The following is a 23419-nucleotide window of genomic DNA, read 5'->3' as shown; positions in this document are numbered from 1 at the left end:
GGCGGATCTTCCGCAAGGCCCGGTGCAGTCCCAACCGCATGTCGTCAATCGCAGCCGCCATCCTCACCCTGGAGCGGCACCGCTGAAAAGGCTCAGTGCCTCATGAACGGCGTCGGCTGCTCCACCCTCCCCACCCACACCCTCCCCGCCCTCTTCTCCCTCGCCCTCCTCACCGGAATCGCGACCCTCGGGTGGCCTCGGCCGGAGGCGACAGGCGGTAGATACGCCACGCTCGCCACCCAGTGGATCACCCAGTTCGCGCTGGCACTCATGCTCCTCACGGGAGTCTGAGCCCGCGTTCCCCCGATCCCCCGATCCTCCGCTCCCGGACGGTCCGGTTGTGCCGTAGGTCCCCCCGGCCCCCTCGTACGCGAGGATGACCCCATGTCGAACCGCCTCGCGAACGAGACCTCCCCGTATCTGTTGCAGCATGCCGACAACCCGGTCGACTGGTGGCCATGGTCGGCCGAGGCGTTCGAGGAGGCGCGGCGGACGGATCGGCCGGTGCTGTTGAGCGTCGGGTACTCCAGTTGTCACTGGTGCCATGTGATGGCCCACGAGTCCTTCGAGGACCCCGACACCGCCGAGTACCTCAACGAGCACTTCGTGAGTGTCAAGGTGGACCGGGAAGAGCGGCCGGATGTGGATGCCGTGTACATGGAGGCGGTGCAGGCGGCGACCGGGCAGGGTGGGTGGCCGATGACGGTGTTCTTGACGGCGGAGGGGGAGCCGTTCTACTTCGGGACGTATTTTCCGCCGGTGCCGAGGCATGGGTCGCCGTCCTTCAGGCAGGTGCTGGAGGGGGTGTGGCAGGCGTGGAGCGGGCGGCGGGAGGAGGTCGCGGAGGTCGCGGGGAAGATCGTGCGGGATCTGGGGGAGCGGGAGATCTCGTTCGGGGATGCGCAGCCGCCCGGGGAGGAGGAGCAGGCCGCCGCGTTGTTGGGGCTGACGCGGGAGTACGACCCGTCGCGCGGCGGGTTCGGGGGTGCGCCGAAGTTTCCGCCGTCCATGGTGATCGAGTTCCTGCTGCGGCATCACGCGCGCACCGGTGCCGAGGGTGCGTTGCAGATGGCCGCCGACACCTGTGAGCGGATGGCGCGGGGCGGGATCTACGACCAGCTGGGGGGCGGGTTCGCCCGGTACTCCGTCGACCGCGAGTGGGTCGTGCCGCACTTCGAGAAGATGCTGTACGACAACGCGCTGCTGTGCCGCGTCTACGCGCACCTGTGGCGCTCCACCGGCTCCGAACTGGCCCGCCGGATCGCCCTGGAGACCGCCGACTTCATGGTCCGCGAGCTGCGCACGGAAGAGGGCGGCTTCGCCTCCGCACTGGACGCCGACAGCGACGACGGCACCGGAAAGCACGTAGAAGGCGCGTACTACGTGTGGACACCGGCGCAGCTGACCGAGACGCTCGGTGCGGACGACGCCGAACTCGCCGCCCAGTACTTCGGTGTCACCGAGGACGGCACCTTCGAGCACGGCGCCTCCGTCCTCCAGCTCCCGCAGACCGAGGGCGTCTTCGCCGCGGACCGCGTCGAGGGCATCCGGCGGCGGCTCCTCGCGAAGCGCGCCGAGCGCCCCGCACCCGGCCGGGACGACAAGGTCGTCGCCGCCTGGAACGGCCTCGCGATCGCCGCACTCGCCGAGACGGGCGCCTACTTCGACCGCCCCGACCTCGTCGAGGCCGCCGTCACCGCCGCCGACCTCCTGGTCCGCGTCCACCTCGACGACCGCGCCCACCTCACCCGCACCAGCAGGGACGGCCGGGCCGGTGCCAACGCGGGCGTCCTGGAGGACTACGGCGACGTCGCCGAGGGCTTCCTCGCGCTGGCCGCCGTCACCGGCGAGGGCGTCTGGCTGGAGTTCGCCGGCCTGCTCCTCGACCACGTGCTGGCCCGCTTCACCGACCCCGAGTCGGGTGCGCTGTACGACACGGCGTCCGACGCGGAACAGCTCATCCGGCGCCCCCAGGACCCCACGGACAACGCGACCCCCTCCGGCTGGACGGCGGCGGCGAACGCGCTCCTGTCGTACGCGGCCCACACCGGAGCCGCACCCCACCGCACCGCAGCGGAGAGGGCGCTCGGTGTGGTGAAGTCGCTCGGCCCTCGGGTGCCCCGCTTCATCGGCTGGGGGCTCGCAGCGGCCGAGGCACTTCTCGACGGCCCGCGCGAGGTCGCCGTCGTCACACCCGACCTCACCGACCTGGCCGGAAAACAACTGCACCACCAGGCACTTCTGGCCACCGCACCCGGCGTGGTCGTGGCCTACGGCGTCACCGACAGTGACGAGTTCCCGTTGCTCGCGAATCGGGTGCTGTCAGGAAATGAACCAACCGCGTACGTCTGCCGTAACTTCACTTGCGACCTTCCGACGACGCAGTCGGAACGGCTGCGAACCGCACTGACCGGGGGGATTGGTCACGGAATCTGATCAACGACGACCAGAATCGTGACCACATGTCCCGATACGAGCAGTTAAGAACAGCTCAGTTCTGAAACAAGCTATTTATCGGAACACCTCCCCGGGTTCACAGTTTCCGCTTAGCCTCGGCACATGACGCGACGCATGTGACGCGCCGTCGCGACAGGGGGCACTGAGATCTGGGGGGATCTTTTCTTGTTCACGTCCATCTTCATATCCGCCGTCTCGCTGGCCCTTTTCGGGATGGCGGCCTTCACCCTGTGGTGGCAGATGCACGCCTGGCGTACGCCGGAAGTGCTCGCCTCGACCAGTTTCGGCCAGCCGGACGGGGGTCAGCACACCTCGTTCTCCCTGCTGCTGCCCGCCCGGCACGAACAGGCCGTCCTCGACCACACCATCCGCCGGCTCCTGGAGTCGACCCACACCGACTTCGAGATCATCGTGATCGTCGGCCACGACGACCCCGAGACCACCGAGGTCGCCGAACGCGCCGCCGCCCGTGACCCACGGGTGCGCGTCGTCGTCGACACCCACGAGAAGAAGAACAAGCCGAAGGCGATGAACACGGCGCTCCCGCACTGCCGCGGTGACGTCGTCGGGGTCTTCGACGCCGAGGACCAGGTCCACCCGGAGCTCCTCGCCCACGTCGACCACGCCTTCCGCACCACCGACGCCGACGTCGTCCAGGGCGGCGTCCAGCTCATCAACTTCCACTCCAGCTGGTACAGCCTGCGCAACTGCCTGGAGTATTTCTTCTGGTTCCGCTCCCGGCTCCACCTGCACGCGCAGAAGGGGTTCATCCCGCTCGGCGGGAACACCGTCTTCGTCCGCACCGGAGTGCTCAGAGAGGCGGGCGGCTGGGACTCCAACTGCCTCGCCGAGGACTGCGACCTGGGCGTGCGGCTCTCCTCCGTCGGCAAGAAGGTCGTCGTCGCCTACGACTCCGACATGGTGACCCGCGAGGAGACCCCGGGCTCCCTGATGTCCCTGCTCAAGCAGCGAACTCGCTGGAACCAGGGGTTCCTTCAGGTCTACCGGAAGAAGGACTGGAAGCAACTCCCCGGCTTCGGCCAGCGGTTGCTCGCCCGCTACACCCTGATGACCCCGTTCCTCCAGGCGTTCTCCGGCGTGATCATCCCGCTCAACGCGGCGATCGCGCTCTTCCTCGACGTCCCCGTCGGCGTCGCCTTCATCACCTTCCTGCCGGCCGTCACCGCGCTCGTCACGTTCGTCTTCGAACTCGTCGGGCTGCACGACTTCGGCAAGCAGTACGGCCTGCGCGTGCGCTTCGTCCACTACGTCAAGCTCGTCGTCGGCGGCCCCTTCTACCAGGTCCTCCTCGCGGGTGCCGCGATCCGCGCCGTCTGGCGTGAGCAACGTGGCCGCAACGAATGGGAGTTGACCGAGCACACCGGTGCGCATCTGACCACCCGAGAGGACGTCCCCGCGTGACCTCCACCCTCCCCGCGGTGACCCCTGCGAAGGTCCCCGCGCAACGCACAGTCGCGCCCATCGTCGGTCCGACCCGTCGGACACGGCCCTCCCGCAGGCCCGATCTCCTGCTCTGCGCCGCCCTGTTGACCGCGATCGTCGCCGTCCAGGGCTGGAACATCGCGGCCTACCCCGCCTTCAGTGACGACGAGGGCACCTACCTCGCCCAGGCGTGGGCCGTCCAGGAGGGCAGGGGCCTCGCCCACTACACCTACTGGTACGACCACCCGCCCCTCGGCTGGCTCCAACTCGCCCTGCTCACCTGGATTCCCAAGGCGTTCAGCGCCGGCGCGATGACCGTCGGCTCGATGCGCGCGGTGATGCTCGTGGTCACCGCCGCCAGCGCCGTCCTGCTCTACGTCCTCGGCCGCCGGCTCTCCCTGCCCCGCTGGGCCGCCGGGCTCGGCATGGCCCTCTTCGGGCTCTCGCCGCTGTCCGTCGTCCTCCAGCGGGAGATCTTCCTCGACAACCTCGCGGTGATGTGGACGCTCGTGGCGTTCACACTCGCCGCCTCCCCGAACCGGCACCTCTGGCACCACTTCGGCGCCGGGATCGCCGCCGCTACGGCCGTGCTGACGAAGGAGACGATGCTCTTCGTCCTGCCCGCCGTGCTGCTCACGATGTGGCGCCACAGCCACCGCGACACCCGGAAGTTCGCCCTCACCGGCGCGATCACCGCCTGCGTCCTGATCGGCGTCTCCTACCCCCTCTTCGCCCTCCTCAAGGGCGAGTTGTTCCCGGGCAGCGGGCATGTCTCCCTCTGGGACGGCATCAAGTACCAGATGACCAGGCCGGGTTCGGGCTTCATCCTCGACAACGGCTCCGGCGCGCACGGCGTGTTGCAGTCCTGGCTGTACTACGACAACGTCCTGATCGTCGGCGGGCTCGCGGGCGCGCTGCTTCTGCTGATCACCTGGCGCTGGTCGGTCACTGCGCGCTCGCTCGCCGGGCCCTCCCTCGCCGTCGCGATCCTCGCCGTCGTCGCGCTGCGGCCCGGCGGCTATCTCCCGGCGATGTACGTCATCCAGGCGCTGCCGTTCCTCTCGCTCGTCCTCGCCGGGGCGGTCGCGTCGGTCGCGCACACCGTCGTCCACAAGGGGCGCCGGCCGGCCGAGGGCCGCTGGGGCACCTACGGGCGGTACGCGCTCGCCGCCGCCCTCGCGCTCGCCGCCGCCGCGTACGTCGTACCGCGCTGGTACGACGGGGACCGTACCGCCGTCACCGCCGACGCGAACGGGCCCTATCGCTCGGCCTCGAAGTGGCTCGCGGACGGGGACAACGTCTCCGACCCGGCCCGCACCCGCGTCCTCGTCGACGACGCGCTCTGGCTCGACCTCGTGCACGCCGGGTACGAGCCCGGGCTCGGCGCGATCTGGTTCTACAAGGCCGACCTCGACCCCGCGGTCACCGAGACCCTGCCGAACGGCTGGAAGGACGTCGACTACGTGGTCGCCTCACCGACGGTACGCCGGGACGCGCGCGATCTGCCCACCGTGAAGGCGGCGTTGACGCACTCGACGCCTGTCGCCGTGTTCGGAGCCGGTGAGGACCGGATCGAGATCCGCCGTGTGGGGGGCCTGCGTTGAGTCACGAGTACACCGCGCCGGTTCCGTCGGTCCGTGAGGACGACATCCCCGAACCCGGCGCCGTCACGATCGTCGTCCCCACCTTCAACGAGTCCGCGAACATCCGCCAACTCCTGCGCCAGATCACCGAGTCGGTGCCGCGGCGGCTGCCCTGCGAGGTCGTCTTCGTCGACGACTCGACGGACGACACTCCCGAGGTGATCCGGGACGCGGCGAAGGACTGCCCGTTCCCGGTGACCGTGCTGCACCGAGCGGAACCGGTCGGCGGGCTCGGTGGGGCCGTCGTCGAGGGGATCAGGGCGGCCGGGTCGGACTGGGTCGTCGTGATGGACGGGGACTGCCAGCATCCGCCGTCCCTGGTACCGGAGTTGGTGGCGACCGGGGAGCGGTCCGGGGCCGAACTCGTCGTCGCCTCCCGGTACATCAAGGGCGGCAGCAGGGCCGGGCTCGCCGGGGGCTACCGGGTCGCCGTCTCCAAGGGGGCGACCTGGCTCACCAAGTCCCTCTTCCCGCGCCGGTTGCATCGCATCAGCGATCCGATGAGCGGGTTCTTCGCGATCCGGCGCAGTGTCGTCAGCGCCGACGTCCTGAAGCCTCTCGGCTACAAGATCCTCCTCGAACTCGCCGTCCGCAGCAGGCCGGAGCGGGTCGCGGAGGTGCCGTTCGTCTTCCAGGAGCGGTACGCGGGCGAGTCCAAGTCCACGGCCAAGGAAGGCGTCCGCTTCCTCCGCCACCTCCTCGGCCTGCGCACCGCCTCGCCCGTCGCCCGCATGATCGGCTTCGGCCTCATCGGCCTCAGCGGCTTCCTCCCCAACCTCCTCGCCCTCTGGGCTCTCACCCGCGCCGGCCTCCACTACCTCCCCGCCGAGATCCTCGCCAACCAGTTCGGCGTCGCCTGGAACTTCCTCCTCATCGAACACCTCCTCTTCCGCGACCGCCGCGCGCACCGCCGCTGGTGGGACCGAGCCGGCCGCTTCGCCCTCCTCGCCAACGCGGATCTGGTCCTCCGCATCCCCCTGATCGCCCTGTTCGTGAGCCGGTTCGGCATGGGCGCGTTGTCCGCGACGGCCCTCGCGCTGGTGACGACGTTCGTCCTGCGCTTCGTGGGGACGGAGGCGCTGGTGTACCTGCCGAGGGGGAAGCGGGGGAGCGGGGCGGCGAGGGAGGCCGCGTGAGAACGGGGCCACGTGACGCCGGGACGGGCTCACCCGGCGCCGAGGCGCGAGAGACGCACGGCGCCGGGTGCGGAAAACGGGCGGCGCCGGGGCGTGGGCGCTGTACGGGGCTCGGGCACGGGAGGCATACGGCCTCGGTGCGCGAGCGCCGTGCGGCGGCAAGGCGTGAGGACAGCGCCACGCCGACTCGCACCCGCCCGGGCCCCCGGCCCGGCCCCGGCCGCAACAGCCCCGCCCCCTCGGCTCCCGGCCGCAACAGCCCCGCCGCTTCGGCCCCCGTCGCAAGACCCCGTCTCGCCCCCGCCCGCACCCACCCCTTCCCCCTCCCCCAACTCCCCCCACAAGCAGCTCATTCGAGCCGCCCCACCCGTCCCCCGTCCACCGGCCACGAGCCGTTCGGTGGTTGTGGGGGGTCAGTTGCACGAACCGAAGGGAGCCGCATGAAACTGTCCCTCAAGTACCGCAGAAGAACTGCCCTGATGGCGGTCACCAGCCTTGCCGGTGGGCTGTTGCTGTCCGCCCCGCAGCCCGCCTCCGCCGCCAACCTGATCCTCAACCCCGGTTTCGAGACGGCGGGTTCGGATGACATGCCGTACTGCTGGGAGAAGTCGGGGTGGGGGGACAACGACTTCACGTTCACGACGACTTCGGACGCGCACTCCGGGTCCAAGGCGATGAAGGTCGAGTTGACTCGGCGCGTCGACGGGGACCGTAAGGCGCTCATCACCGAGTCCGCCGCGTGTGCGCCCGCGGTCACGCCGGGGAAGCAGTACGACCTCTCGCTCTGGTACAAGTCGACGACACCGGACACGTCCGTCACGCTGTTCCGGCATGACGCGACCGCCGGGTGGCAGTACTGGACCGACCTCAAGACCCTGGACATGTCGGCGACTTGGGCGCAGGCGAGTGTGCGGACGCCGGAGATTCCGGCCGGGACCGACCGGATCACCTGGGGGGTGTCCGTGTACGGGACGGGGTCGGTCACGACGGACGACTACACGATGGACCAGGTGCCGGACGTCACCCCGCCGCCGACCTGCACCGGGACCAGCACCCAGTGCGCGGACGGCAGTTGGAGTGTGCTGCCGACGCAGAACCCGGTCCGGTCCATGCACTCGGTCGTGCTGAACAACGGCAAGGTGCTGATGATCGCCGGCTCCGGGAACAGCGAGGAGCAGTTCGCGGCGGGGACGTTCACCTCGGCCGTGTACGACCCAGTGAACGGCACGTACAAGGTCATCCCCACGCCGAAGGACATGTTCTGCGCGGGACACGTCCAGCTCCAGGACGGGCGCGTGCTGGTGATGAGCGGGAACAAGGCTTATCCGGTCGCCGGGGGGCACGGCTACGAGGGGTTCAAGGACTCGTACGTCTTCGACCCCGTCACCGAGACGTACAGCAAGACCAACGACATGAACGACGGCCACTGGTACCCGTCGGCGACGGTCCTCGGCGACGGTGACGTCCTCTCCTTCGGCGGCCTGCGCGAGGACTCCTCGGGGTCCGTCACCGCCGAACGCTGGTCCGACGCCGAACAGCAGTGGCTGCCGCTGTGGAAGGTCAACCAGACCTGGTCGTACTGGGGCCTGTACCCGGCGATGGTGCTGATGCAGGACGGCCGCCTCTTCTACACGGGCAGCCACGTCTTCGGCAACAACATCCCCGGCACGGGTTCCGCGATCTACGACTACGACGCGAACACCGTCACCCAGATCCCCGGCCTCCAGAACAAGGACCAGCGCGACCAGTCCGCCAGCGTCCTGCTGCCCCCGGCGCAGGACCAGAAGGTCCTCACCCTCGGCGGCGGCAACATCGACTCCAACCCCGAGGGCAACCGCCTCACCGACGTCATCGACCTCAAGCAGGCGAACCCCGCGTACGTCGCCGGCCCGCCGATCCCGCAGGGCACGGTGGACCTCGGCAACGGCCCGGTCCCGCAGACCGGCGCCCAGGGCAAGATGTACGTCTCCGCGGTCCTCCTCCCCGACGGCAAGGTCCTGGAGACGGGCGGCGCCCTGCACAACCGGGCGAACCCGGTCTACGAGTCGTCCCTGTACGACCCCACGACCAACACGTTCGACCCCGTCGCCGCCGACCCCGAGGCCCGCGGCTACCACTCCTCGGCCGTACTCCTGCCCGACGGACGGGTGTTGACGACCGGCGACAACCCGGGCAACGGCACCTGGAACCACAACGTCTCCGTCTACTCGCCCCCGTACCTCTTCAAGGGCCCGCGCCCGACGATCACTTCACTGATCGACAACGAGTGGCAGTACGGCGAGACGCAGCGCATCACCGTCGACCGGCCCATCGCCAAGGCCGAGTTGATCCGCCCGGCCGCCGTCACCCACTCCTCCGACCCCAACCAGCGGTTCGTGGACCTGCCGCTCTCCGTCGACGGCAACAACGTCGACCTGAACGTCACGAGCAACCCCAACCTCGCGCCGCCCGGCTGGTACATGCTCTTCGCGGTCGACGCCAACGGCGTTCCCTCGGTGGCCAAGTGGGTCCATCTCACGGGCCCGAAGGCCCTCAGCAAGACCGAGGCGGCGCCCCACGTCCACTCGTTCGCCGACGACCTGACCGGCAAGGTCACCGGGCCGAGCGCCAAGAAGCAGTCCCAGAAGGTCAGTCCGACCATCTCCGGCTGCGACCGCCACTACGGCTCGATCAACGTCTGCGTCCCGACGACCTTCCCGGCCGACGTCAAGAAGACCACCGCCGCCCGCTGCGCCTGGCTCGCCAAGAACGACTACGGCACGCTCAGGCTCAACGGCTCCGACGACCCGCTCGGCCTCGACCCCAACCGCAACAGGACGGCCTGCGACCCGAAGGACCTCAAGCGCAAGTAGCCGACGACCGGCGCGACCCGCCCCGTACCCGGTATCGGCGCCCGGGTACGGGGCGGTCGTACGTCAGCCGATGGTCAGGCAGTTCCGGCCGCCGTCGTAGTACTCCGGCAGCCCGGGGGCGGCGCTCCAGCCGGAGTTGTAGACCCAGACGGTGGAGCAGTAGGTGCCCTTGACGGGGCTTCCGCTGATCTGGCAGTCGATGACCTGGCTCGTGGTGGCCAGGTTCACCGTCTTCGAGTTGCAGATGTGGCCCTTCGGCCCGGTGACCTCCTCGTGGACCGGGCCCGTGGGGAGGCTGTCGAGCCGCGTCTGGTGGGCCCAGCCGCGGATGATCCCGCCGCCGATGTACATGCAGTTGTAGTAGCCCCAGTCGCCGTTGGTGCCACAGTTGTCGCCGCCTGTCGCGGCGTGCGCGGAGGCGCCGCCGGCCAGCAGGGTCCCCGTGGCGAGGACGAGGGGAGCGAGGATCTTGACCGCCTTGAACATGCTGCCGCCCGTTTCAGGTGAGGTGCGGGAAAGGACGGATGCGATCCTCGTGAGCCCCGGCGACCGCAGCAACGGCCCCCGCGAATGTGACGGATTTCCGGGACGACCACCCCTCTGACCTGCGGCTTAACCGCCCCGAATGAGGGCGGGACGGGACACCTGAACTCCCCGTGGACCTCAGCTCCCCGTGAACTCCAGCGCCTGCGCCACGATCGCCTCCAACTGCTCGTGATGCGCCCCCTTCCAGTACGCCTTCCCACACGCCCCGCACTGCGCGAACACGTCGTACGACGCCTGCGTCCCCTCCTGGAGCCGGTCCGCGACCTCGTCCTTCGGCGCCGGTCGCAGCAGCCCGTTGCAGGAGGTGCACCGCGTCCAGGGCGCCAGTTCGGGCGCGAACCTCCCCAGGACCTCCCGGAGTTGCGCGTCCGGCGACTTGTCGTAGACGTACGCGCCCGCCCACAGCTCCCGGCGCCGCAGCAGCCCCCGGTCGCGGCTGAGGAGGACGCGTTTCTCGGCGGCGGAGCGGGTCGCCAGCGCGGGGTCGCCGATGTCCGTCGACTCGTAGGCCGTGTCGACGCCGAGCAGCCGCATCCGGCGGGCGAGGGTGCCGAGATGGACGTCGAGGAGGAAGCGCAGGGGAGCGCCGGGGACCCGCTGGGGGTGGGCGTGCGGGCGGACCTCCACCGAGTCGCCGGGGGAGGGGACGTACGAGGCGGGCACCTCGCGGTCGTCGACCAGGAGCGTGCCCACCTCGGTGAGCGGGACCCCGGCCGACTCCACGACGTGACCCAGCGTCGAGACGCCGTCGGCCTTGAGGGTGGTGCGGCGGACGAAGAGGGAGAGGGAAGGGGCGACGCGGAGGGTGATCACGGGGTCAGGATGCGGCCGGAACGCCGCTTCACTCAAGGGGTTTGAGGCCCTGTTCCAGGACGTCGAGGGCGCGGTCGAGGAGATCGAGGAGGTCGTCCCGGAAGTCGTTCTCCGCCCAGTAGAGGGTGATCTCGGAGAGGCCGCCGATGAGGGACATCGTGTACACGCGGGCCTCCAGGCTGTCCCGCTCGCGGCCGGTGCGCTCGGCGACCGCGTCGGCGAGGAGGCGGCTGGTGACCGACATGGACTCCAGCATCCGCGAGCGGACCGCCGGGACGTGCGCGAGGAGGTGGGCCCGCATCTCGGTGTCCCGGCGCTCCTCCGTCGCGAGGCCCACACTGACCGCCAGTCGCATGATGTGCCGCAGGGACACCAGCCACGGTTCGTCGGCGGGGCGCTTGCGCAGTTCCTCCAGCAGGAGCGGGTCGAACTCGTCCGTGAGGACGATGTCCTCCTTCGTCGGGAAGTAGCGGAAGACCGTGGACGGTGACACCTCGGCGCGCTCGGCGATCTGCTCGATCGTGGTCGCGTCGTAGCCCTGTTCCTCGACCAGTGAGTAGGTCGCGCGGCGGATCGCCGTCCGGGTCTTGATCTTCTTCCGTTCGCGCAGGCCCAGCGGACGGCTGTCGGTCAAGGCGGGCGGCTGGGGCGGCGTCATGACGTCATTGTCGTGCATCGGCCTGGTCGGGAGCCATGTCCGGAGCGCCCGCCTCCGTCTTCTGGCCGGGCTTCGCCCCCGGCAGGAAGGCCGCCGCCAGCAGCGCGGCGATCAGTGCGGCGATCCCGCACACGAGCAGCGCGAGGTTCATGCCGTGGACGAAGGCGCCGTTCGCGGAGGCGGACAGCGCGGCCGACCCGGTCCGCTCGGCCACCAGATGGGCGGCGACGACGGACTCCCCGGCGGTGTGCGCGAGGCCGGGCGGCAGACCGGTGACGTCGAGGTGGTCGCGGAAGTCGCCCGCGATGAGGCTGCCGAGCAGGGCGATGCCGATCGCGGCGCCGACCTGGCGCAACGTCATCAGCAGCCCCGATCCGCTGCCCGCCCGGTCCCGGGGCAGGGCGCCGAGCGCGCCGTCCATGGCCGGGACGACGGCGAACCCGAAGCCGAGGCCGGTGACGGAGAGCCACAGCGCGGTGAACCCGTACCCGGAGTCCACCGTCGTCCGGCTGCCCAGGATCGCGGAGAAGGCGAGGACCGCGAGGCCCGCGCTCACCACCGAGCGGGCGCCGAACCGTTCCACGACGGGCTGCGCGGCGCGCGCGGCGACGATCAGACCGCCCATCATCGGCAGCAGCCGTACGCCGGTGCCGAGCGCGTCGTTGCCGAGGACCGCCTGGAGGTACTGGGGCAGCACGAACATCAGCCCCGACAGCACGAACATCACCAGCGTCGCGGCGAGCGTGTTGAAGAGGAAGCCCCGCTGGGCCAGCAGGGACATGTCCAGCATGGGCCGGGCGGCCCCGCGTTCGCGCAGGACCAGCCCGGTGAGGAGGACGACGGACAGCGCGACCATGGCCAGGATCAGCGGGTCGCCCCAGCCGCGCGTCGGGGCCTCGATGATCGCGTAGATGAGGGCGCCGAGGCCGCCCGCGGTGAGCGCGGTGGACACGGTGTCGACCTTGGGGGAGGCGGGGTCGCTGGTCTCGGGGAGCAGGAAGACGCAGGCGGCGATGCCGATCGCGGCCATCGGGACGTTGACGAGGAAGACCGAGCCCCACCAGAAGTGGTTCAGCAGCCAGCCGCCGATGATCGGGCCGAGCGGCAGGCCCAGCGAGCTGGCGGCGGAGATGACGCCGACGGCCTTCGTGCGCTCGTCCGCGCCGAAGAGGGACGGCAGGACGGACAGGGCGAGCGGGGTGACCAGCGCACCGCCGATCCCCATGAACGCGCGGGCGGCGACGACCCAGTTCACGTCGCTCGCGAGCGCGCCGACCAGCGAGCCGGCGAGGAAGACCGTCAGCCCGACGACCAGCATGCGGCGGCGGCCGAACCGGTCGCCGAGGAGACCGGCGGGGAGCATCAGCGCGGCGAAGACGACGACGTACGCGTCCGCCATCCACTGCTGCTGGCCCGTGCTCGCGCCGAGGTCGGCGGCCATCGTGGGCAGGGCGACGTTGAGGATCGTCATGTCGAAGCCGAGCGTGAGCATGCTCGCGACCAGGGCGGCCAGGGCCCACCAGCGCCGGGGATCTGGAGTGACAGTGTCCATGAAATGAGAGTAACTCTCAAAAGGTAGTGACCGTCAACCTCTTTCGGGCACAAGAAAGGGCCACGGCGTGCTGCCGTGGCCCTCGGTCGCTCGCGCGAAGCGTCGGTGCCGGTGTCAGTGCTGGTACGCCACCAGCGAGATCCCCACGTAGTGGACGACGAACGCCGCGAGCGTGAAGGAGTGGAACACCTCGTGGAAGCCGAACCAGCGGGGGGAGGGGTTCGGCTTCTTCATGCCGTAGATGACACCGCCCGCGCTGTACAGCAGCCCGCCGACGATCACCAGGACGAGGACCGCGATCCCGCCCGCCCGCATGAAGTCGGGGAGGAAGAAGACGGCCGCCCAGCCCATGGCCAGGTAGCAGGGGGTGTAGAGCCAGCGGGGCGCGCCCACCCAGAAGACCCGGAAGACGATCCCGGCCGCCGCCGCTCCCCAGATGCCCCACAGCAGCCACTGCCCCTTCGAGCCGGGCAGCAGCAGCATCGTCAGCGGGGTGTAGGTGCCGGCGATGATCAGGAAGATATTGGCGTGATCCAGCCTGCGCAGGATGCCGTCCATCCGGGGGCTCCAGTTGCCCCGGTGGTACACCGCGCTCACGCCGAACAGCAGGCAGGCCGTCAGGATGTAGATCGCGCAGGCGATCCGGGCCTTCGGGGTGTCCGCGAGGGCGGTCAGGAAGAGGCCCGCGATCAGGACGGTCGGGAACATACCCAGATGCAGCCAGCCCCGCAGCTTGGGCTTGATCGGCTCCGCGAGTTGCTGGGCCTGCTGCTTGATCTGCTGTGGCAGGGAGGGGGCGGTCATACGCGAAATCGTACCTACGGAACCGTAAGTTACGTGTCAGTACGACTGGACGAACGACGCGGAGTGGCCATCGTCTCACGGGGGTTGTGATCCACGGAAGCCCGCGTCGATTCGGTGGGGGTCCGCGTCGATCTAGGGGAGCCCGTGAAGTTCCGCCGTTCGCCCCGCCCGCGTCGCCCCCTGTTCCCCTCCGTGGTCGGGTGGACACGTGGCGAGCCTCACTCCGCTCATATGTGACGCCCTCTGGACAGATGCGCTGACCCGGCGGATGATCAAATGAGTGCGGTCGGCACCGGATGAGCGCCCTTCAGTGAAGCGTCCGGGTCGTGGCCCCCACGGGGCAGCAAACAGAAACCCTCGTCCAGTAGGAGCAATCGTGGCGCGCGACATCGCGGCTCCCCCCACCACCCACCAGGACCTCGTCTCCTGGGTGAACGAGATCGCCGAACTGACCCAGCCGGACAACGTGGTCTGGTGTGACGGGTCCGAGGCCGAGTACGACCGACTTTGTGCGGAGTTGGTCGACAAGGGCACCTTCAAGCGGCTCGACCCCGTCAAGCGGCCGAACTCCTACTACGCCGCCTCCGACCCGACCGATGTCGCGCGGGTCGAGGACCGGACGTTCATCTGCTCCGAGAAGGAGGAGGACGCCGGTCCCACCAACCATTGGAAGGCTCCCGCCGAGATGCGGGAGATCTTCGCGGGTGAGCAGGGTGTCTTCCGCGGCTCGATGCGCGGCCGGACCATGTACGTCGTCCCCTTCTGCATGGGGCCGCTCGGCTCGAAGCTCTCCGCGATCGGCGTCGAGATCACCGACTCCGCGTACGTCGCCGTCTCGATGCGGACGATGACGCGGATGGGCCAGGCGGTGCTGGACGAGCTGGGTTCGGACGGCCGGTTCGTGCGTGCCGTCCACACGCTGGGCGCGCCTCTCTCCGAAGGCCAGGCCGATGTCCCCTGGCCCTGCAACTCCACCAAGTACATCTCCCACTTCCCCGAGTCCCGGGAGATCTGGTCCTACGGCTCCGGGTACGGCGGCAACGCGCTCCTCGGCAAGAAGTGCTACGCCCTGCGGATCGCCTCCGTCATGGCCCGCGACGAGGGCTGGCTCGCCGAGCACATGCTCATCCTCAAGCTGACGCCGCCGCGCGGAGAGGCGAAGTACGTCGCCGCCGCGTTCCCGTCCGCCTGCGGGAAGACGAACCTCGCGATGCTGGAGCCCACGATCTCGGGGTGGACCGTCGAGACCATCGGCGACGACATCGCGTGGATGCGGTTCGGCGAGGACGGCCGGCTCTACGCCATCAACCCCGAGGCCGGGTTCTTCGGCGTCGCGCCCGGCACCGGTGAGCACACCAACGCCAACGCGATGAAGACGCTGTGGGGGAACTCGGTCTTCACGAACGTCGCGCTCACAGACGACGGCGACATCTGGTGGGAGGGGATGACCGAGGAGACGCCGGGTCACCTCACCGACTGGAAGGGCAACGACTGGACGCCGGGTGCGGAGGCTCCCGCCGCCCACCCCAACGCCCGGTTCACCGTCCCCGCCGCGCAGTGCCCGATCATCGCGCCCGAGTGGGAGGACCCCAAGGGCGTCCCGATCTCCGCGATCCTCTTCGGCGGGCGGCGCGCGTCGGCGGTGCCGCTGGTGACCGAGTCCTTCGACTGGAACCACGGGGTCTTCCTCGGGGCGAACGTCGCCTCCGAGAAGACGGCTGCCGCCGAGGGCAAGGTCGGCGAACTGCGCCGCGACCCCTTCGCCATGCTCCCCTTCTGCGGGTACAACATGGGCGACTACATGGCGCACTGGATCGACGTCGCCAAGGACAAGGACCCCGCGAAGCTGCCCAAGATCTACTACGTCAACTGGTTCCGCAAGGACGACGCGGGCCGGTTCGTGTGGCCCGGGTTCGGCGAGAACTCCCGTGTCCTCAAGTGGATCGTGGAGCGCCTGGAGGGTACGGCGGAAGGGGTGGAGACCCCGATCGGCGTCCTCCCGACCGCCTCCGCCCTCGACACGAAGGGCCTCGAACTCGCCGACGCCGACCTGGAGTTCCTCCTCACGGTCGACAAGGAGATCTGGCGCGAGGAGGCTTCGCTGGTCCCGGCCCACCTCAACACCTTCGGCGAGCACACCCCGAAGGAACTGTGGGACGAGTACGAGGCGTTGGTGACCCGCCTCGGTTAACCCCCTGTACCCCGCGGCCGGTTCACCGATCAGTCCCTGACCAGACGCGTCGTCACGAACCGGCCGCGGCATCACCGGCAAGGCCCTGTACAACGGCGTACGGGGCCGGGCCCACCACCCTTCCCGTCGGCCCCGACGGGGTACGGGTGGTGGGCCTTCGCCTTGTCCGGGCTCCGGCTTCAGGTCGTCACCCCGGCGACGATCCACGCGATCGTCATGGCCCACATGAGCGCCGCGAGAACGACAACGACGGTGCACAGGCCCCTCATACGAGCCTCAGCTCCGACGGCGGCGCATCCCACTCCACGCCGCCGCCCTCGGGGCGGACGTAGGCCATGAGCTGTGCCCGACGAGCGGACGGGAGCCGGTCGGGGCTCTCCGCCCGGAGTACGTCCATGAGGACGCCGGTGCGCTCGCCGTCCGTGACGAGCTTGCCGATGTGTTCAGCGGCGACCACGAGATGCCTCCCGGGTGCAGTCGGGGCAGGGCTCGTAGGGGCAGGGGGTGTAGGTGGGGGTGGGGAGTTCGACCTTGCCCGTCGCGGGGTTGAGCGTGCCGCCGTACTCGGTCCGCCAGTCGGAGTCCTCGGTGCAGTCGCCATTCGGGGGCCTCACTTCGACGTCCCGGGGTGCGTGTTGGTGACGTGCATCTTCCAGAGGACGGCGGCGTCGCTGGCGGCGGAGGGGTTGTAGTTCTTGCCGGAACCACTTGTCGACGAACACCTTGCAGTCGTCGCAGTCGTCGCAGTCGTCGATGATCTCGGGCTTGATGAACTCCTGTGGGTACGACCTGCTGTTGTTCATCGCCGTCGATCTCCTGATGGTCGGGGGTTTCTCCTTTTCAGGGAACGACCCGTTCCGGGGGCCGCGCTACTGGCATCCTCGTTACAACAGCACTCGGACAAGGGGGCGTTGGGCTTTGGCCAGGACTTACGGGGAGTGGTTGAAGGAAGCGCGGACGGCCAAGGGGTGGACGCAGCAGAGATTGGCCAATGCCGCGTTCATGTCCCGCTCGCACATCGCCGCGATCGAGAACGGGACTCGCCATCCCAACGAAGAGGACGCCAAACGGCTCGACCATGCGCTGGGTACGGGGAATGTGCTGGAGACCTTCCGGCCGGGACAGCAGGAGGACATCTACTGGTTCGACAAGTCGCGTGCGCTTGAGCAGCAGGCGACGAGAATCCACGTATTCGAGCTGTCATGCGTCCCCGGTATGTTGCAGACCGAGGAGTACGCAACGGCTGTCATCAACTCCGGGTATCCCCACCGGAGTGAGGACGAGTGTCACAAGGCCGTTGTGGCACGGCTTGAGCGGGCCAAGTTGCTGGAGGACCCGGCGACTCCAGAATTCTGGGCGCTGCTGGACGAGGCGGTCATCAGGCGTCCAATCGGGGGCCGTACGGTCATGGCTGCCCAACTGGAGCACGTGGTGAGGCTCGCCGAGTCCGGGCGGATCAGGGTCAATGTTGTGCCGTTCGGCACTTCGCACCCATTGCTGGATGGCCTGGCAAAGCTGATGTGGTTCGAGGATCAGCCACCCGTCGCTTATACAGAGGGACTGCGTATCGGCAAGATGCATTACTCCCTGGCCGAGGTGGAGGAGATCCGGAGTGCCTACGACCTTGTCCTGGGCGAGGCCGAACCACTGCGGGATTCCCTGGCCATGCTGATGACGGCGGCGAAGGGATTCAGGCAACACGGCTGAGCATTACGTCAAGGGCGTGCCCACCATGGTCCTGGTCGGCTACGCGACCGGCGTGCCCGTCCGCGACAGCAAGAACCTCACCGGCCCGGCCCTGATCGTCCCGGCCGCCGACTGGACCTCGTTCCTGGAAGCCCTCAAGCGCGGCCACCTCTGACAAGCCCGTCGAGTGCCGGACCTACCGCCAGGTGTAGTTCTCGTCGGTGACCGCGTCGAGCGCGGCATCGTCCACAGACGCGCGGGGGTCGGGGAGGGCTGCGAGGGCGGGGCCGATGGGCGGGAAGATCGGCAGGCTGGCCGTCTCGCGATAGTCGACCCACTCGATGACGCCGACCTCGTGCGTGCCGTCGGGCTGCTCGTCGAGTTCCTGTTCGGCGAGGCCCGCCCGGATCTCGGGGGTGATGTGCAGGCGGTAGATCAGGTGCAGCTTGCGGGGCGGCGGGGTCGGGCCGGGGCGGCTGACGCGCTGGTCGACGACCCAGAGGAGGTCACCACCCTCGGCCTGACCGACGTCCAGCCCGAGTTCCTCGTCCAGTTCCCGGGCGAGCGCCTCGCGGAAGTCCTCGCCGTCCTCGACGTTGCCGCCGGGCGGGGTGTAGTGGACGGAGCCGGGGCGGTCTCGGCGGATGAGGGCGACCTCGGTGCCGCAGAAGACGAGGGCGCCGGTGCGGACCTTGATCCGGGAGAACGGGGGCGTCATGGCGGCCAGTATCGCGGTGCCGTCGGTGCCCGGGACGGGTTCCGCTTCGTCCGGGAAGTGCGTCCAGCCTCCGCCTCCCGGGCGGCTCCGACTTCCCCCGTACGTACGTCGTCCTGCCCGCCCCGTCAGCCGACAGGCACGCGCGAGGCCCCCGGGCTGTCGATCGAGGACGTCTCGATCACGTTGCCCGGGGGCCTCGTCGGTCGTCACATCAGGCGCGCCGAAGGTCGACCTCTGTCTTGTGGTCGTCCTCGTCCAGCGCGAGCCACCGGTGGCACGGGAACTCCGCGTGGTCCCCGTCGACGTCGATGGTGACCCTGTTCAGGTACCAGCCCGCCTTGTCGCCCGAGTTGTCGTGCCGGATGTTGATGCGCTCCACGCGGCCGACGTCGCTGAGGTCGAGAGTGAAGTGGTCTTCCTTCGCACGCTCGAAGTTGTCCTCGGCGTTGTCGAGGGTGGCCGGCCCGACAGCCCGGAGGCTGCCGTAGATGGTGATGTAGACGTTCGCGTCAGTGCCCGCGTTCTCCACGTCACCGGTGAAAGTGGAAACTCGATACTGGGGCATTCCGATCCTTTCCACAGCCTGAAGTCCCACTTCGAGGCTAGGGAAGGTTTCGGGGGTCGAGGGGAGAGCGTCCGTACCTGACCCGATCGGGTGAAGATGGGACGATTCTTCAGTTTCCCGGCGCTTAAAAAGTGGCACCCGGTCCGCGCGTCGCTGCGGGTGCGCGCGGACCGGGGCCGATCGGGGGTGGACCCCGTGGGGGGCTAGTGGACGGCGCCCCGGAGGGCGTCCGTGTGCGCGTCCATGCGCTGCGCCGCGAGGATCGCGGAGGCCGTGTCCGCGCGGGACGCGGCGACGACGAGCGCGCGGCCGGCGAGGGCGTGGGCCCGGCGGTGCAGGGACACGGGGGAGTGGCTCGCGGCGTCGGTGTGCGAGCGCAGCGGGAGCCGGCCGCCGCGCAGGCGGGTGACCTGGTGGGCCAGTTTGTCCGCCGCCGTCTCCAGATCCGGCGTCGAGGTGCGGGCCCGCAGCTCGTCGGTCACCGCCAGCAGCGCGGACAGATGCCCGGCGAGCTGGATGTCCAGCTCTTCCTCACGGGAGCGGTGCGGGACGTCGGAGGCGTGCACCGGGGTGCTGTGGACCGACTTCGTGCGGATCGGCTCGTACATAGGAGTGCCTCCTGTGCTCTGACAGGAAGCCATCCTAGCTTAGATTCTGTCTAAAGTTGGCGGTGCTACAAAAGTGACCTCGCTCGTCACCGAACGTCAGCGCTGCCCGTACCCGTCGAGGAACCGCCCGATCCGGGTGACCGCGTCCTTGAGATCGGTGGCCGTGGGGAGGGTGACGACCCGGAAGTGGTCCGGTTCGGGCCAGTTGAAGCCGCTGCCCTGGACGACCATGATCTTCTCCTGGCGGAGCAGGTCGAGGACCATCCGCCGGTCGTCCTTGATCTTGTAGACCTGCGGATCGAGGCGGGGGAAGAGATAGAGGGCCCCCTTGGGGCGGACGCAGGTGACGCCGGGGATCTGCGTGAGCAGCTCGTACGCCGTGTCCATCTGTTCCTTGAGGCGCCCGCCCGGCAGCACCAGTTCGTTGATCGACTGACGTCCGCTGAGCGCGGCGACCACACCGTGCTGTCCCGGCATGTTCGCGCACAGCCGCATGTTCGCGAGGATCGTGAGGCCCTCGATGTAGGAGTCCGCGTGCGCGCGGGGGCCGGAGATCGCCATCCAGCCGACGCGGTACCCGGCGACCCGGTACGCCTTGGACATGCCGTTGAACGTGAGGGTGAGGAGGTCGGGGGCGACGGCGGCGGTCGGCGTGTGCGTGGCGCCGTCGTACAGGATCTTGTCGTAGATCTCGTCCGAGCAGACCAGCAGGTTGTGGCGGCGGGCGATGTCGGTCAGACCCCGGAGCATCTCCTCGTCGTACACCGCGCCCGTGGGGTTGTTCGGGTTGATGATGACGAGCGCCTTCGTGCGGTCCGTGACCTTGCGCTCGATGTCCGCGAGATCCGGCATCCAGTCGGACTGCTCGTCGCAGCGGTAGTGGACGGCCGTGCCGCCGGAGAGCGAGACCGCCGCCGTCCACAGCGGGTAGTCCGGGGCGGGTACGAGGACCTCGTCGCCGTCGTCGAGCAGGCCCTGCATCGCCATGACGATCAGCTCGGAGACGCCGTTGCCGACGAAGACGTGCTCGACGTCCGTCTCGATGCCCAGCGTCTGGTTGTGCATGACGACCGCGCGCCGGGCGGCCAGCAGCCCCTTCGCGTCGCCGTAGCCGTGCGCCGAGGAGACGTTCCTGAGGATGTCCTCCAGGATCTCCGGCGGGCACTCGAAGCCGAAGGCGGCCGGGTTGCCGGTGTTGAGCTTGAGGATGCGGTGACCTGCCGCCTCCAGCCGCATCGCCTCCTCAAGAACCGGGCCCCGGATCTCGTAACAGACATTGGCGAGCTTTGTGGACTGGATCACCTGCATGTCAGGGAGCTTACGGCCCGGTTACCGGGGCCGGGGCGTGTTTTGCGCCACGTGGGGGTGAAAGCCGCCCGGCCGAAAATGACTCCTTGTTCCCGGAGGGGTGGATGTTGATTATGTGCATGACAAACATCCAGTCAGCAGCATCCACCGATCAGAGGGGACCCCCACATGAGAAAGCCTCTCGTCGCCGCGCTCTTCGCCCTGGCCCTCGCCGGAGCGGGCGCCGCACCCGCGATCGCCGCCCCGGACGCGCCGGCCGCGACCGTCGGGAAGATCGCCACGGCGCCCGCGACGGCCTCGGTCTCGGCGCAGGCCGACGCGCCCACGCTGAAGGCCGTCACCCTCGCCGGGACCGTCGCGCTCAGCAACTGTTCCGGCTCCGTGATCCGCTTCCCCAACTCGCTCGACACGGACCCGGCGCTGGTCATGTCCAACGGCCACTGCCTCACCTCCGGGTTCCTCGACCCGGGCGAGGTCGTCGTCAACCAGGCGTCCAGCCGTACCTTCGGCCTGCTCAACTCGGCCGGTACGCAGGTCGCGACGCTGCGCGCCAGCAAGATCGCGTACGCGACGATGACCGACACGGACGTCTCGATCTACCAGCTGACCAGCACCTACGCGACGATCCGCAACAACTACGGGATCTCGCCGCTCACCGTCCAGAACACCCACCCGACCGCCGGCACCGCGATCACGGTGGCCTCCGGGTACTGGAAGCGGCTCTACAGCTGCAACATCGACGGCTTCGTCTACCGGCTGAAGGAGGGCGACTGGACCTGGAAGGACTCGGTCCGCTACACCTCCGCCTGCCAGACCATCGGCGGCACCTCCGGCTCCCCGGTCGTCGACCAGGCCACCGGCAACGTCGTCGCCGTCAACAACACGGGCAACGAGGACGGCGCGCAGTGCACCGTCAACAACCCGTGCGAGGTCTCCGCGTCCGGGACCGTGACCGTCCGCCAGGGCATCAACTACGCCCAGGAGACGTACCAGATCCCGGCCTGCTTCACGACCGGCAACCAGCTCAACCTGAACCTGAGCGGCTGCGTGCTGCCGAAGCCGTAGCGTCGTAACTCCGGCCGAACGCGGGGGTGTTCCGTCCCACGGGACTGAGACGGACCGCCCCCGGCCCGGCCGGCTCGCATGAAAAGCGGTCAGAAGAACGTGCGGAGGTATTCGGCCACCGTGCCGTCCGCCTCCACGACCGGGATCAGCGGCCACTTCTCGAACGTCGTGCACGGATGCGACAGCCCGAGCCCGACCCAGTCGCCGACCGCCAGCTCGACGCCGGGTTCCGTGCCCAGCCAGGCGTGCTGGTCGGAGAGCGCGGTCACCGAAATGCCGTCCGCCGTAAGGATGTTGCCCTCGCGCCGGATCACCTCGACGACCGGCAGCCCGAGGTCGTACGCCACATCCCGCTTGCCCGCGTTGATGAACGCCTGGTGCGGGGTGGGCCGGGAGACGACCTGCGCCCAGAGCCTGAACGCCGGTTCCAGGGCGCCCTCTTCGGGGACCCGGTTGAAGGGGGTGCGGTCGCGGTAGTGCAGGTGGTCGTGCGTGACGTACGCCCCCGAGCGCAGCAACTTCAGTACCGGCGCCGAGAGTTCGGGGATCTCCGCGAAGGCGTCGGACACCGCGTCGAACCACTCGCTGCCGCCCGCGCTGACGACGATCTCGTCGACCCCGGCGAACCTGCCCGCGCCGTCGAACTCCACTGCCAGCGCGATCAGTTCACGCGTCCACGCGCGCACGGCCGCCGCCGAGGCGTCCGGGACCTGTGCCTCGTACCCCGCCACGCCCACGAGCCGGAGCGTGCGCGTCCTCGCGACGGCGTCGGCCACCGCGTGGGCCTCCGGGGTCGTACGGACGCCCGTGCGTCCCTCGGGGCCCGCCGCGAGTTCGGTGACGACCTCCAACGGGCGTACCGCGCCCGCCTCCTGGAGGGCCGCGTCCATCAGCTCGACGCCGCGTACGGAGTCGACGTAGCAGATGTGGCGGAAAGCGGGGTCGGCGTCCTGTTCGGCGGCGAGCCAGCGGAGGGCCGCCGGGTCCACCAGTTCGTTGGCGAGGAAGATCCGGGAGACGCCGAACTGCCGTGCCACGCGCACCTGGTGGGGCATGGCGAGGGTGATGCCCCAGGCGCCGTGGTCGAGTTGGCGGTGGAAGAGGGCCGGGGCCATCGTCGTCTTGCCGTGCGGGGCGAAGGCCAGGCCGTGGCGGTCCGTGTACGACTCCAGGAGCGCGAGGTTGTGGGCCAGGCGTTCGGCGGAGAGGGTGAGGACGGGGGTGGGGAAGCCGCCGGTGAAGAGGTCGCGGCGGTCGGCCGTCAACTCGGCGACCGTACGGCCGTCGGCGTCCGGCGGGAGGCCCTTGAAGCGGTGGTCGAGACGTTCCCCGGCGAGGTCGGCCAGGGTGGAGGGGCGGGGCAAGGGCACTCCC

Annotated in this window: 22 protein-coding genes and 1 pseudogene; 11 read left to right on the top strand and 12 right to left on the bottom strand. The window is 69.5% G+C overall.

What is annotated here, in order from left to right:
- The 7 genes and pseudogenes from ABZX85_RS03730 to ABZX85_RS03700 form a co-directional block, all read left to right on the top strand.
- Positions 1-86 (top strand): annotated as a pseudogene (locus tag ABZX85_RS03730) (IS5/IS1182 family transposase); the annotation flags it as partial.
- 16 nt (positions 87-102) lie between these two features.
- A complete protein-coding gene (locus ABZX85_RS03725) occupies positions 103-291 on the top strand; it encodes a hypothetical protein (RefSeq protein WP_355862259.1) in 189 nt (62 codons plus the stop codon).
- A 93-nt stretch (positions 292-384) separates the two neighbouring features.
- The gene (locus ABZX85_RS03720) at positions 385-2436 is read left to right on the top strand and encodes a thioredoxin domain-containing protein (RefSeq protein WP_355862257.1); all 2052 of its coding nucleotides are present in this window, start codon (positions 385-387) and stop codon (positions 2434-2436) included.
- A gap of 186 nt (positions 2437-2622) precedes the next feature.
- Complete coding sequence (locus tag ABZX85_RS03715) at positions 2623-3879, top strand: glycosyltransferase (RefSeq protein WP_355862255.1); 1257 nt, start codon at positions 2623-2625, stop codon at positions 3877-3879.
- A complete protein-coding gene (locus ABZX85_RS03710) occupies positions 3876-5504 on the top strand; it encodes a phospholipid carrier-dependent glycosyltransferase (protein ID WP_355862253.1) in 1629 nt (542 codons plus the stop codon). The genes ABZX85_RS03715 and ABZX85_RS03710 overlap by 4 nt, the downstream gene beginning before the upstream one ends.
- Positions 5501-6679: a glycosyltransferase family 2 protein gene (locus ABZX85_RS03705; RefSeq protein WP_355862251.1), complete on the top strand. Its 1179-nt coding sequence runs from the start codon at positions 5501-5503 to the stop codon at positions 6677-6679. The genes ABZX85_RS03710 and ABZX85_RS03705 overlap by 4 nt, the downstream gene beginning before the upstream one ends.
- A 440-nt stretch (positions 6680-7119) precedes the next feature.
- Positions 7120-9531 carry a galactose oxidase-like domain-containing protein gene (locus ABZX85_RS03700; protein ID WP_355862249.1) on the top strand — a complete coding sequence of 804 codons (2412 nt, stop codon included), beginning with the start codon at positions 7120-7122 and terminating at the stop codon, positions 9529-9531.
- Between the two features lie 63 nt (positions 9532-9594).
- Here ABZX85_RS03700 and ABZX85_RS03695 read toward each other — a convergent pair whose 3' ends face one another.
- From ABZX85_RS03695 to ABZX85_RS03675, 5 genes are all read right to left on the bottom strand, one after another.
- Positions 9595-10017 (bottom strand): hypothetical protein, encoded by a 423-nt coding sequence (locus tag ABZX85_RS03695; protein ID WP_355862247.1) that lies wholly within the window; start codon positions 10015-10017, stop codon positions 9595-9597.
- 177 nt (positions 10018-10194) lie between these two features.
- Entirely contained in the window at positions 10195-10887 is a 693-nt protein-coding gene (locus tag ABZX85_RS03690; protein WP_355862336.1) for a Mut7-C RNAse domain-containing protein, read from the bottom strand.
- 31 nt (positions 10888-10918) lie between these two features.
- A complete protein-coding gene (locus ABZX85_RS03685) occupies positions 10919-11548 on the bottom strand; it encodes a TetR family transcriptional regulator (RefSeq protein WP_355862245.1) in 630 nt (209 codons plus the stop codon).
- Between the two features lie 4 nt (positions 11549-11552).
- Positions 11553-13100: an MFS transporter gene (locus tag ABZX85_RS03680; RefSeq protein ID WP_355862243.1), complete on the bottom strand. Its 1548-nt coding sequence runs from the start codon at positions 13098-13100 to the stop codon at positions 11553-11555.
- A 114-nt stretch (positions 13101-13214) separates the two neighbouring features.
- Positions 13215-13904, bottom strand: a complete 690-nt coding sequence (locus ABZX85_RS03675) for a hemolysin III family protein (RefSeq protein ID WP_355862241.1) — start codon at positions 13902-13904, stop codon at positions 13215-13217.
- A 376-nt stretch (positions 13905-14280) separates the two neighbouring features.
- On the opposite strand from ABZX85_RS03675, the gene ABZX85_RS03670 reads away from it, so the two are divergent.
- Positions 14281-16095, top strand: a complete 1815-nt coding sequence (locus ABZX85_RS03670) for a phosphoenolpyruvate carboxykinase (GTP) (RefSeq protein WP_355862239.1) — start codon at positions 14281-14283, stop codon at positions 16093-16095.
- 265 nt (positions 16096-16360) lie between these two features.
- On the opposite strand, the gene ABZX85_RS03665 is transcribed toward ABZX85_RS03670, so the two are convergent.
- Positions 16361-16552, bottom strand: coding sequence for a hypothetical protein (locus ABZX85_RS03665; RefSeq protein ID WP_355862237.1), 192 nt, complete (start codon positions 16550-16552; stop codon positions 16361-16363).
- Positions 16539-16709 carry a hypothetical protein gene (locus tag ABZX85_RS03660; RefSeq protein ID WP_355862235.1) on the bottom strand — a complete coding sequence of 57 codons (171 nt, stop codon included), beginning with the start codon at positions 16707-16709 and terminating at the stop codon, positions 16539-16541. The genes ABZX85_RS03665 and ABZX85_RS03660 overlap by 14 nt, the downstream gene beginning before the upstream one ends.
- Before the next feature lie 94 nt (positions 16710-16803).
- On the opposite strand from ABZX85_RS03660, the gene ABZX85_RS03655 reads away from it, so the two are divergent.
- Both ABZX85_RS03655 and ABZX85_RS03650 read left to right on the top strand, forming a co-directional pair.
- A complete protein-coding gene (locus ABZX85_RS03655) occupies positions 16804-17802 on the top strand; it encodes a helix-turn-helix transcriptional regulator (protein WP_355862233.1) in 999 nt (332 codons plus the stop codon).
- Positions 17803-17827: 25 nt separating this feature from the next.
- Entirely contained in the window at positions 17828-17956 is a 129-nt protein-coding gene (locus ABZX85_RS03650; RefSeq protein WP_355862335.1) for a DUF397 domain-containing protein, read from the top strand.
- A gap of 21 nt (positions 17957-17977) precedes the next feature.
- On the opposite strand, the gene ABZX85_RS03645 is transcribed toward ABZX85_RS03650, so the two are convergent.
- The 4 genes from ABZX85_RS03645 to ABZX85_RS03630 all read right to left on the bottom strand — a co-directional run bounded on the left by ABZX85_RS03645 (position 17978) and on the right by ABZX85_RS03630 (position 20980).
- A complete protein-coding gene (locus ABZX85_RS03645) occupies positions 17978-18499 on the bottom strand; it encodes an NUDIX domain-containing protein (RefSeq protein WP_355862231.1) in 522 nt (173 codons plus the stop codon).
- 211 nt (positions 18500-18710) lie between these two features.
- Complete coding sequence (locus ABZX85_RS03640) at positions 18711-19064, bottom strand: PLAT/LH2 domain-containing protein (RefSeq protein WP_355862229.1); 354 nt, start codon at positions 19062-19064, stop codon at positions 18711-18713.
- 203 nt (positions 19065-19267) lie between these two features.
- The gene (locus ABZX85_RS03635; RefSeq protein ID WP_355862228.1) at positions 19268-19672 is read right to left on the bottom strand and encodes a hypothetical protein; all 405 of its coding nucleotides are present in this window, start codon (positions 19670-19672) and stop codon (positions 19268-19270) included.
- A gap of 96 nt (positions 19673-19768) precedes the next feature.
- Positions 19769-20980 carry a pyridoxal phosphate-dependent aminotransferase gene (locus tag ABZX85_RS03630; RefSeq protein WP_355862226.1) on the bottom strand — a complete coding sequence of 404 codons (1212 nt, stop codon included), beginning with the start codon at positions 20978-20980 and terminating at the stop codon, positions 19769-19771.
- Between the two features lie 168 nt (positions 20981-21148).
- Here ABZX85_RS03630 and ABZX85_RS03625 point away from each other — a divergent pair, with 168 nt between their 5' ends.
- On the top strand, positions 21149-22045 hold the full coding sequence (locus ABZX85_RS03625; protein WP_355862224.1) for a serine protease: 897 nt from the start codon (positions 21149-21151) through the stop codon (positions 22043-22045).
- A gap of 89 nt (positions 22046-22134) precedes the next feature.
- On the opposite strand, the gene ABZX85_RS03620 is transcribed toward ABZX85_RS03625, so the two are convergent.
- Positions 22135-23409 (bottom strand): amino acid deaminase, encoded by a 1275-nt coding sequence (locus ABZX85_RS03620; protein WP_355862222.1) that lies wholly within the window; start codon positions 23407-23409, stop codon positions 22135-22137.
- Positions 23410-23419 lie beyond the last annotated feature (10 nt).

This window comes from Streptomyces sp. NPDC004539 (assembly GCF_040610055.1).
GTDB lineage: Bacteria > Actinomycetota > Actinomycetes > Streptomycetales > Streptomycetaceae > Streptomyces.
This window is presented reverse-complemented; position numbering and strand designations above follow the sequence as displayed.

Bases quoted from the DNA above. Each gene is read 5' to 3' on its own strand.
- ABZX85_RS03725 (WP_355862259.1), top strand. From the start codon at position 103: ATGAACGGCGTCGGCTGCTCCACCCTCCCCACCCACACCCTCCCCGCC.
- ABZX85_RS03720 (WP_355862257.1), top strand. From the start codon at position 385: ATGTCGAACCGCCTCGCGAACGAGACCTCCCCGTATCTGTTGCAGCAT.
- ABZX85_RS03700 (WP_355862249.1), top strand. From the start codon at position 7,120: ATGAAACTGTCCCTCAAGTACCGCAGAAGAACTGCCCTGATGGCGGTC.
- ABZX85_RS03695 (WP_355862247.1), bottom strand. From the start codon at position 10,017: ATGTTCAAGGCGGTCAAGATCCTCGCTCCCCTCGTCCTCGCCACGGGG.
- ABZX85_RS03685 (WP_355862245.1), bottom strand. From the start codon at position 11,548: ATGACGCCGCCCCAGCCGCCCGCCTTGACCGACAGCCGTCCGCTGGGC.
- ABZX85_RS03680 (WP_355862243.1), bottom strand. From the start codon at position 13,100: ATGGACACTGTCACTCCAGATCCCCGGCGCTGGTGGGCCCTGGCCGCC.
- ABZX85_RS03675 (WP_355862241.1), bottom strand. From the start codon at position 13,904: ATGACCGCCCCCTCCCTGCCACAGCAGATCAAGCAGCAGGCCCAGCAA.
- ABZX85_RS03650 (WP_355862335.1), top strand. From the start codon at position 17,828: ATGGTCCTGGTCGGCTACGCGACCGGCGTGCCCGTCCGCGACAGCAAG.
- ABZX85_RS03645 (WP_355862231.1), bottom strand. From the start codon at position 18,499: ATGACGCCCCCGTTCTCCCGGATCAAGGTCCGCACCGGCGCCCTCGTC.
- ABZX85_RS03640 (WP_355862229.1), bottom strand. From the start codon at position 19,064: ATGCCCCAGTATCGAGTTTCCACTTTCACCGGTGACGTGGAGAACGCG.
- ABZX85_RS03635 (WP_355862228.1), bottom strand. From the start codon at position 19,672: ATGTACGAGCCGATCCGCACGAAGTCGGTCCACAGCACCCCGGTGCAC.
- ABZX85_RS03630 (WP_355862226.1), bottom strand. From the start codon at position 20,980: ATGCAGGTGATCCAGTCCACAAAGCTCGCCAATGTCTGTTACGAGATC.
- ABZX85_RS03625 (WP_355862224.1), top strand. From the start codon at position 21,149: ATGAGAAAGCCTCTCGTCGCCGCGCTCTTCGCCCTGGCCCTCGCCGGA.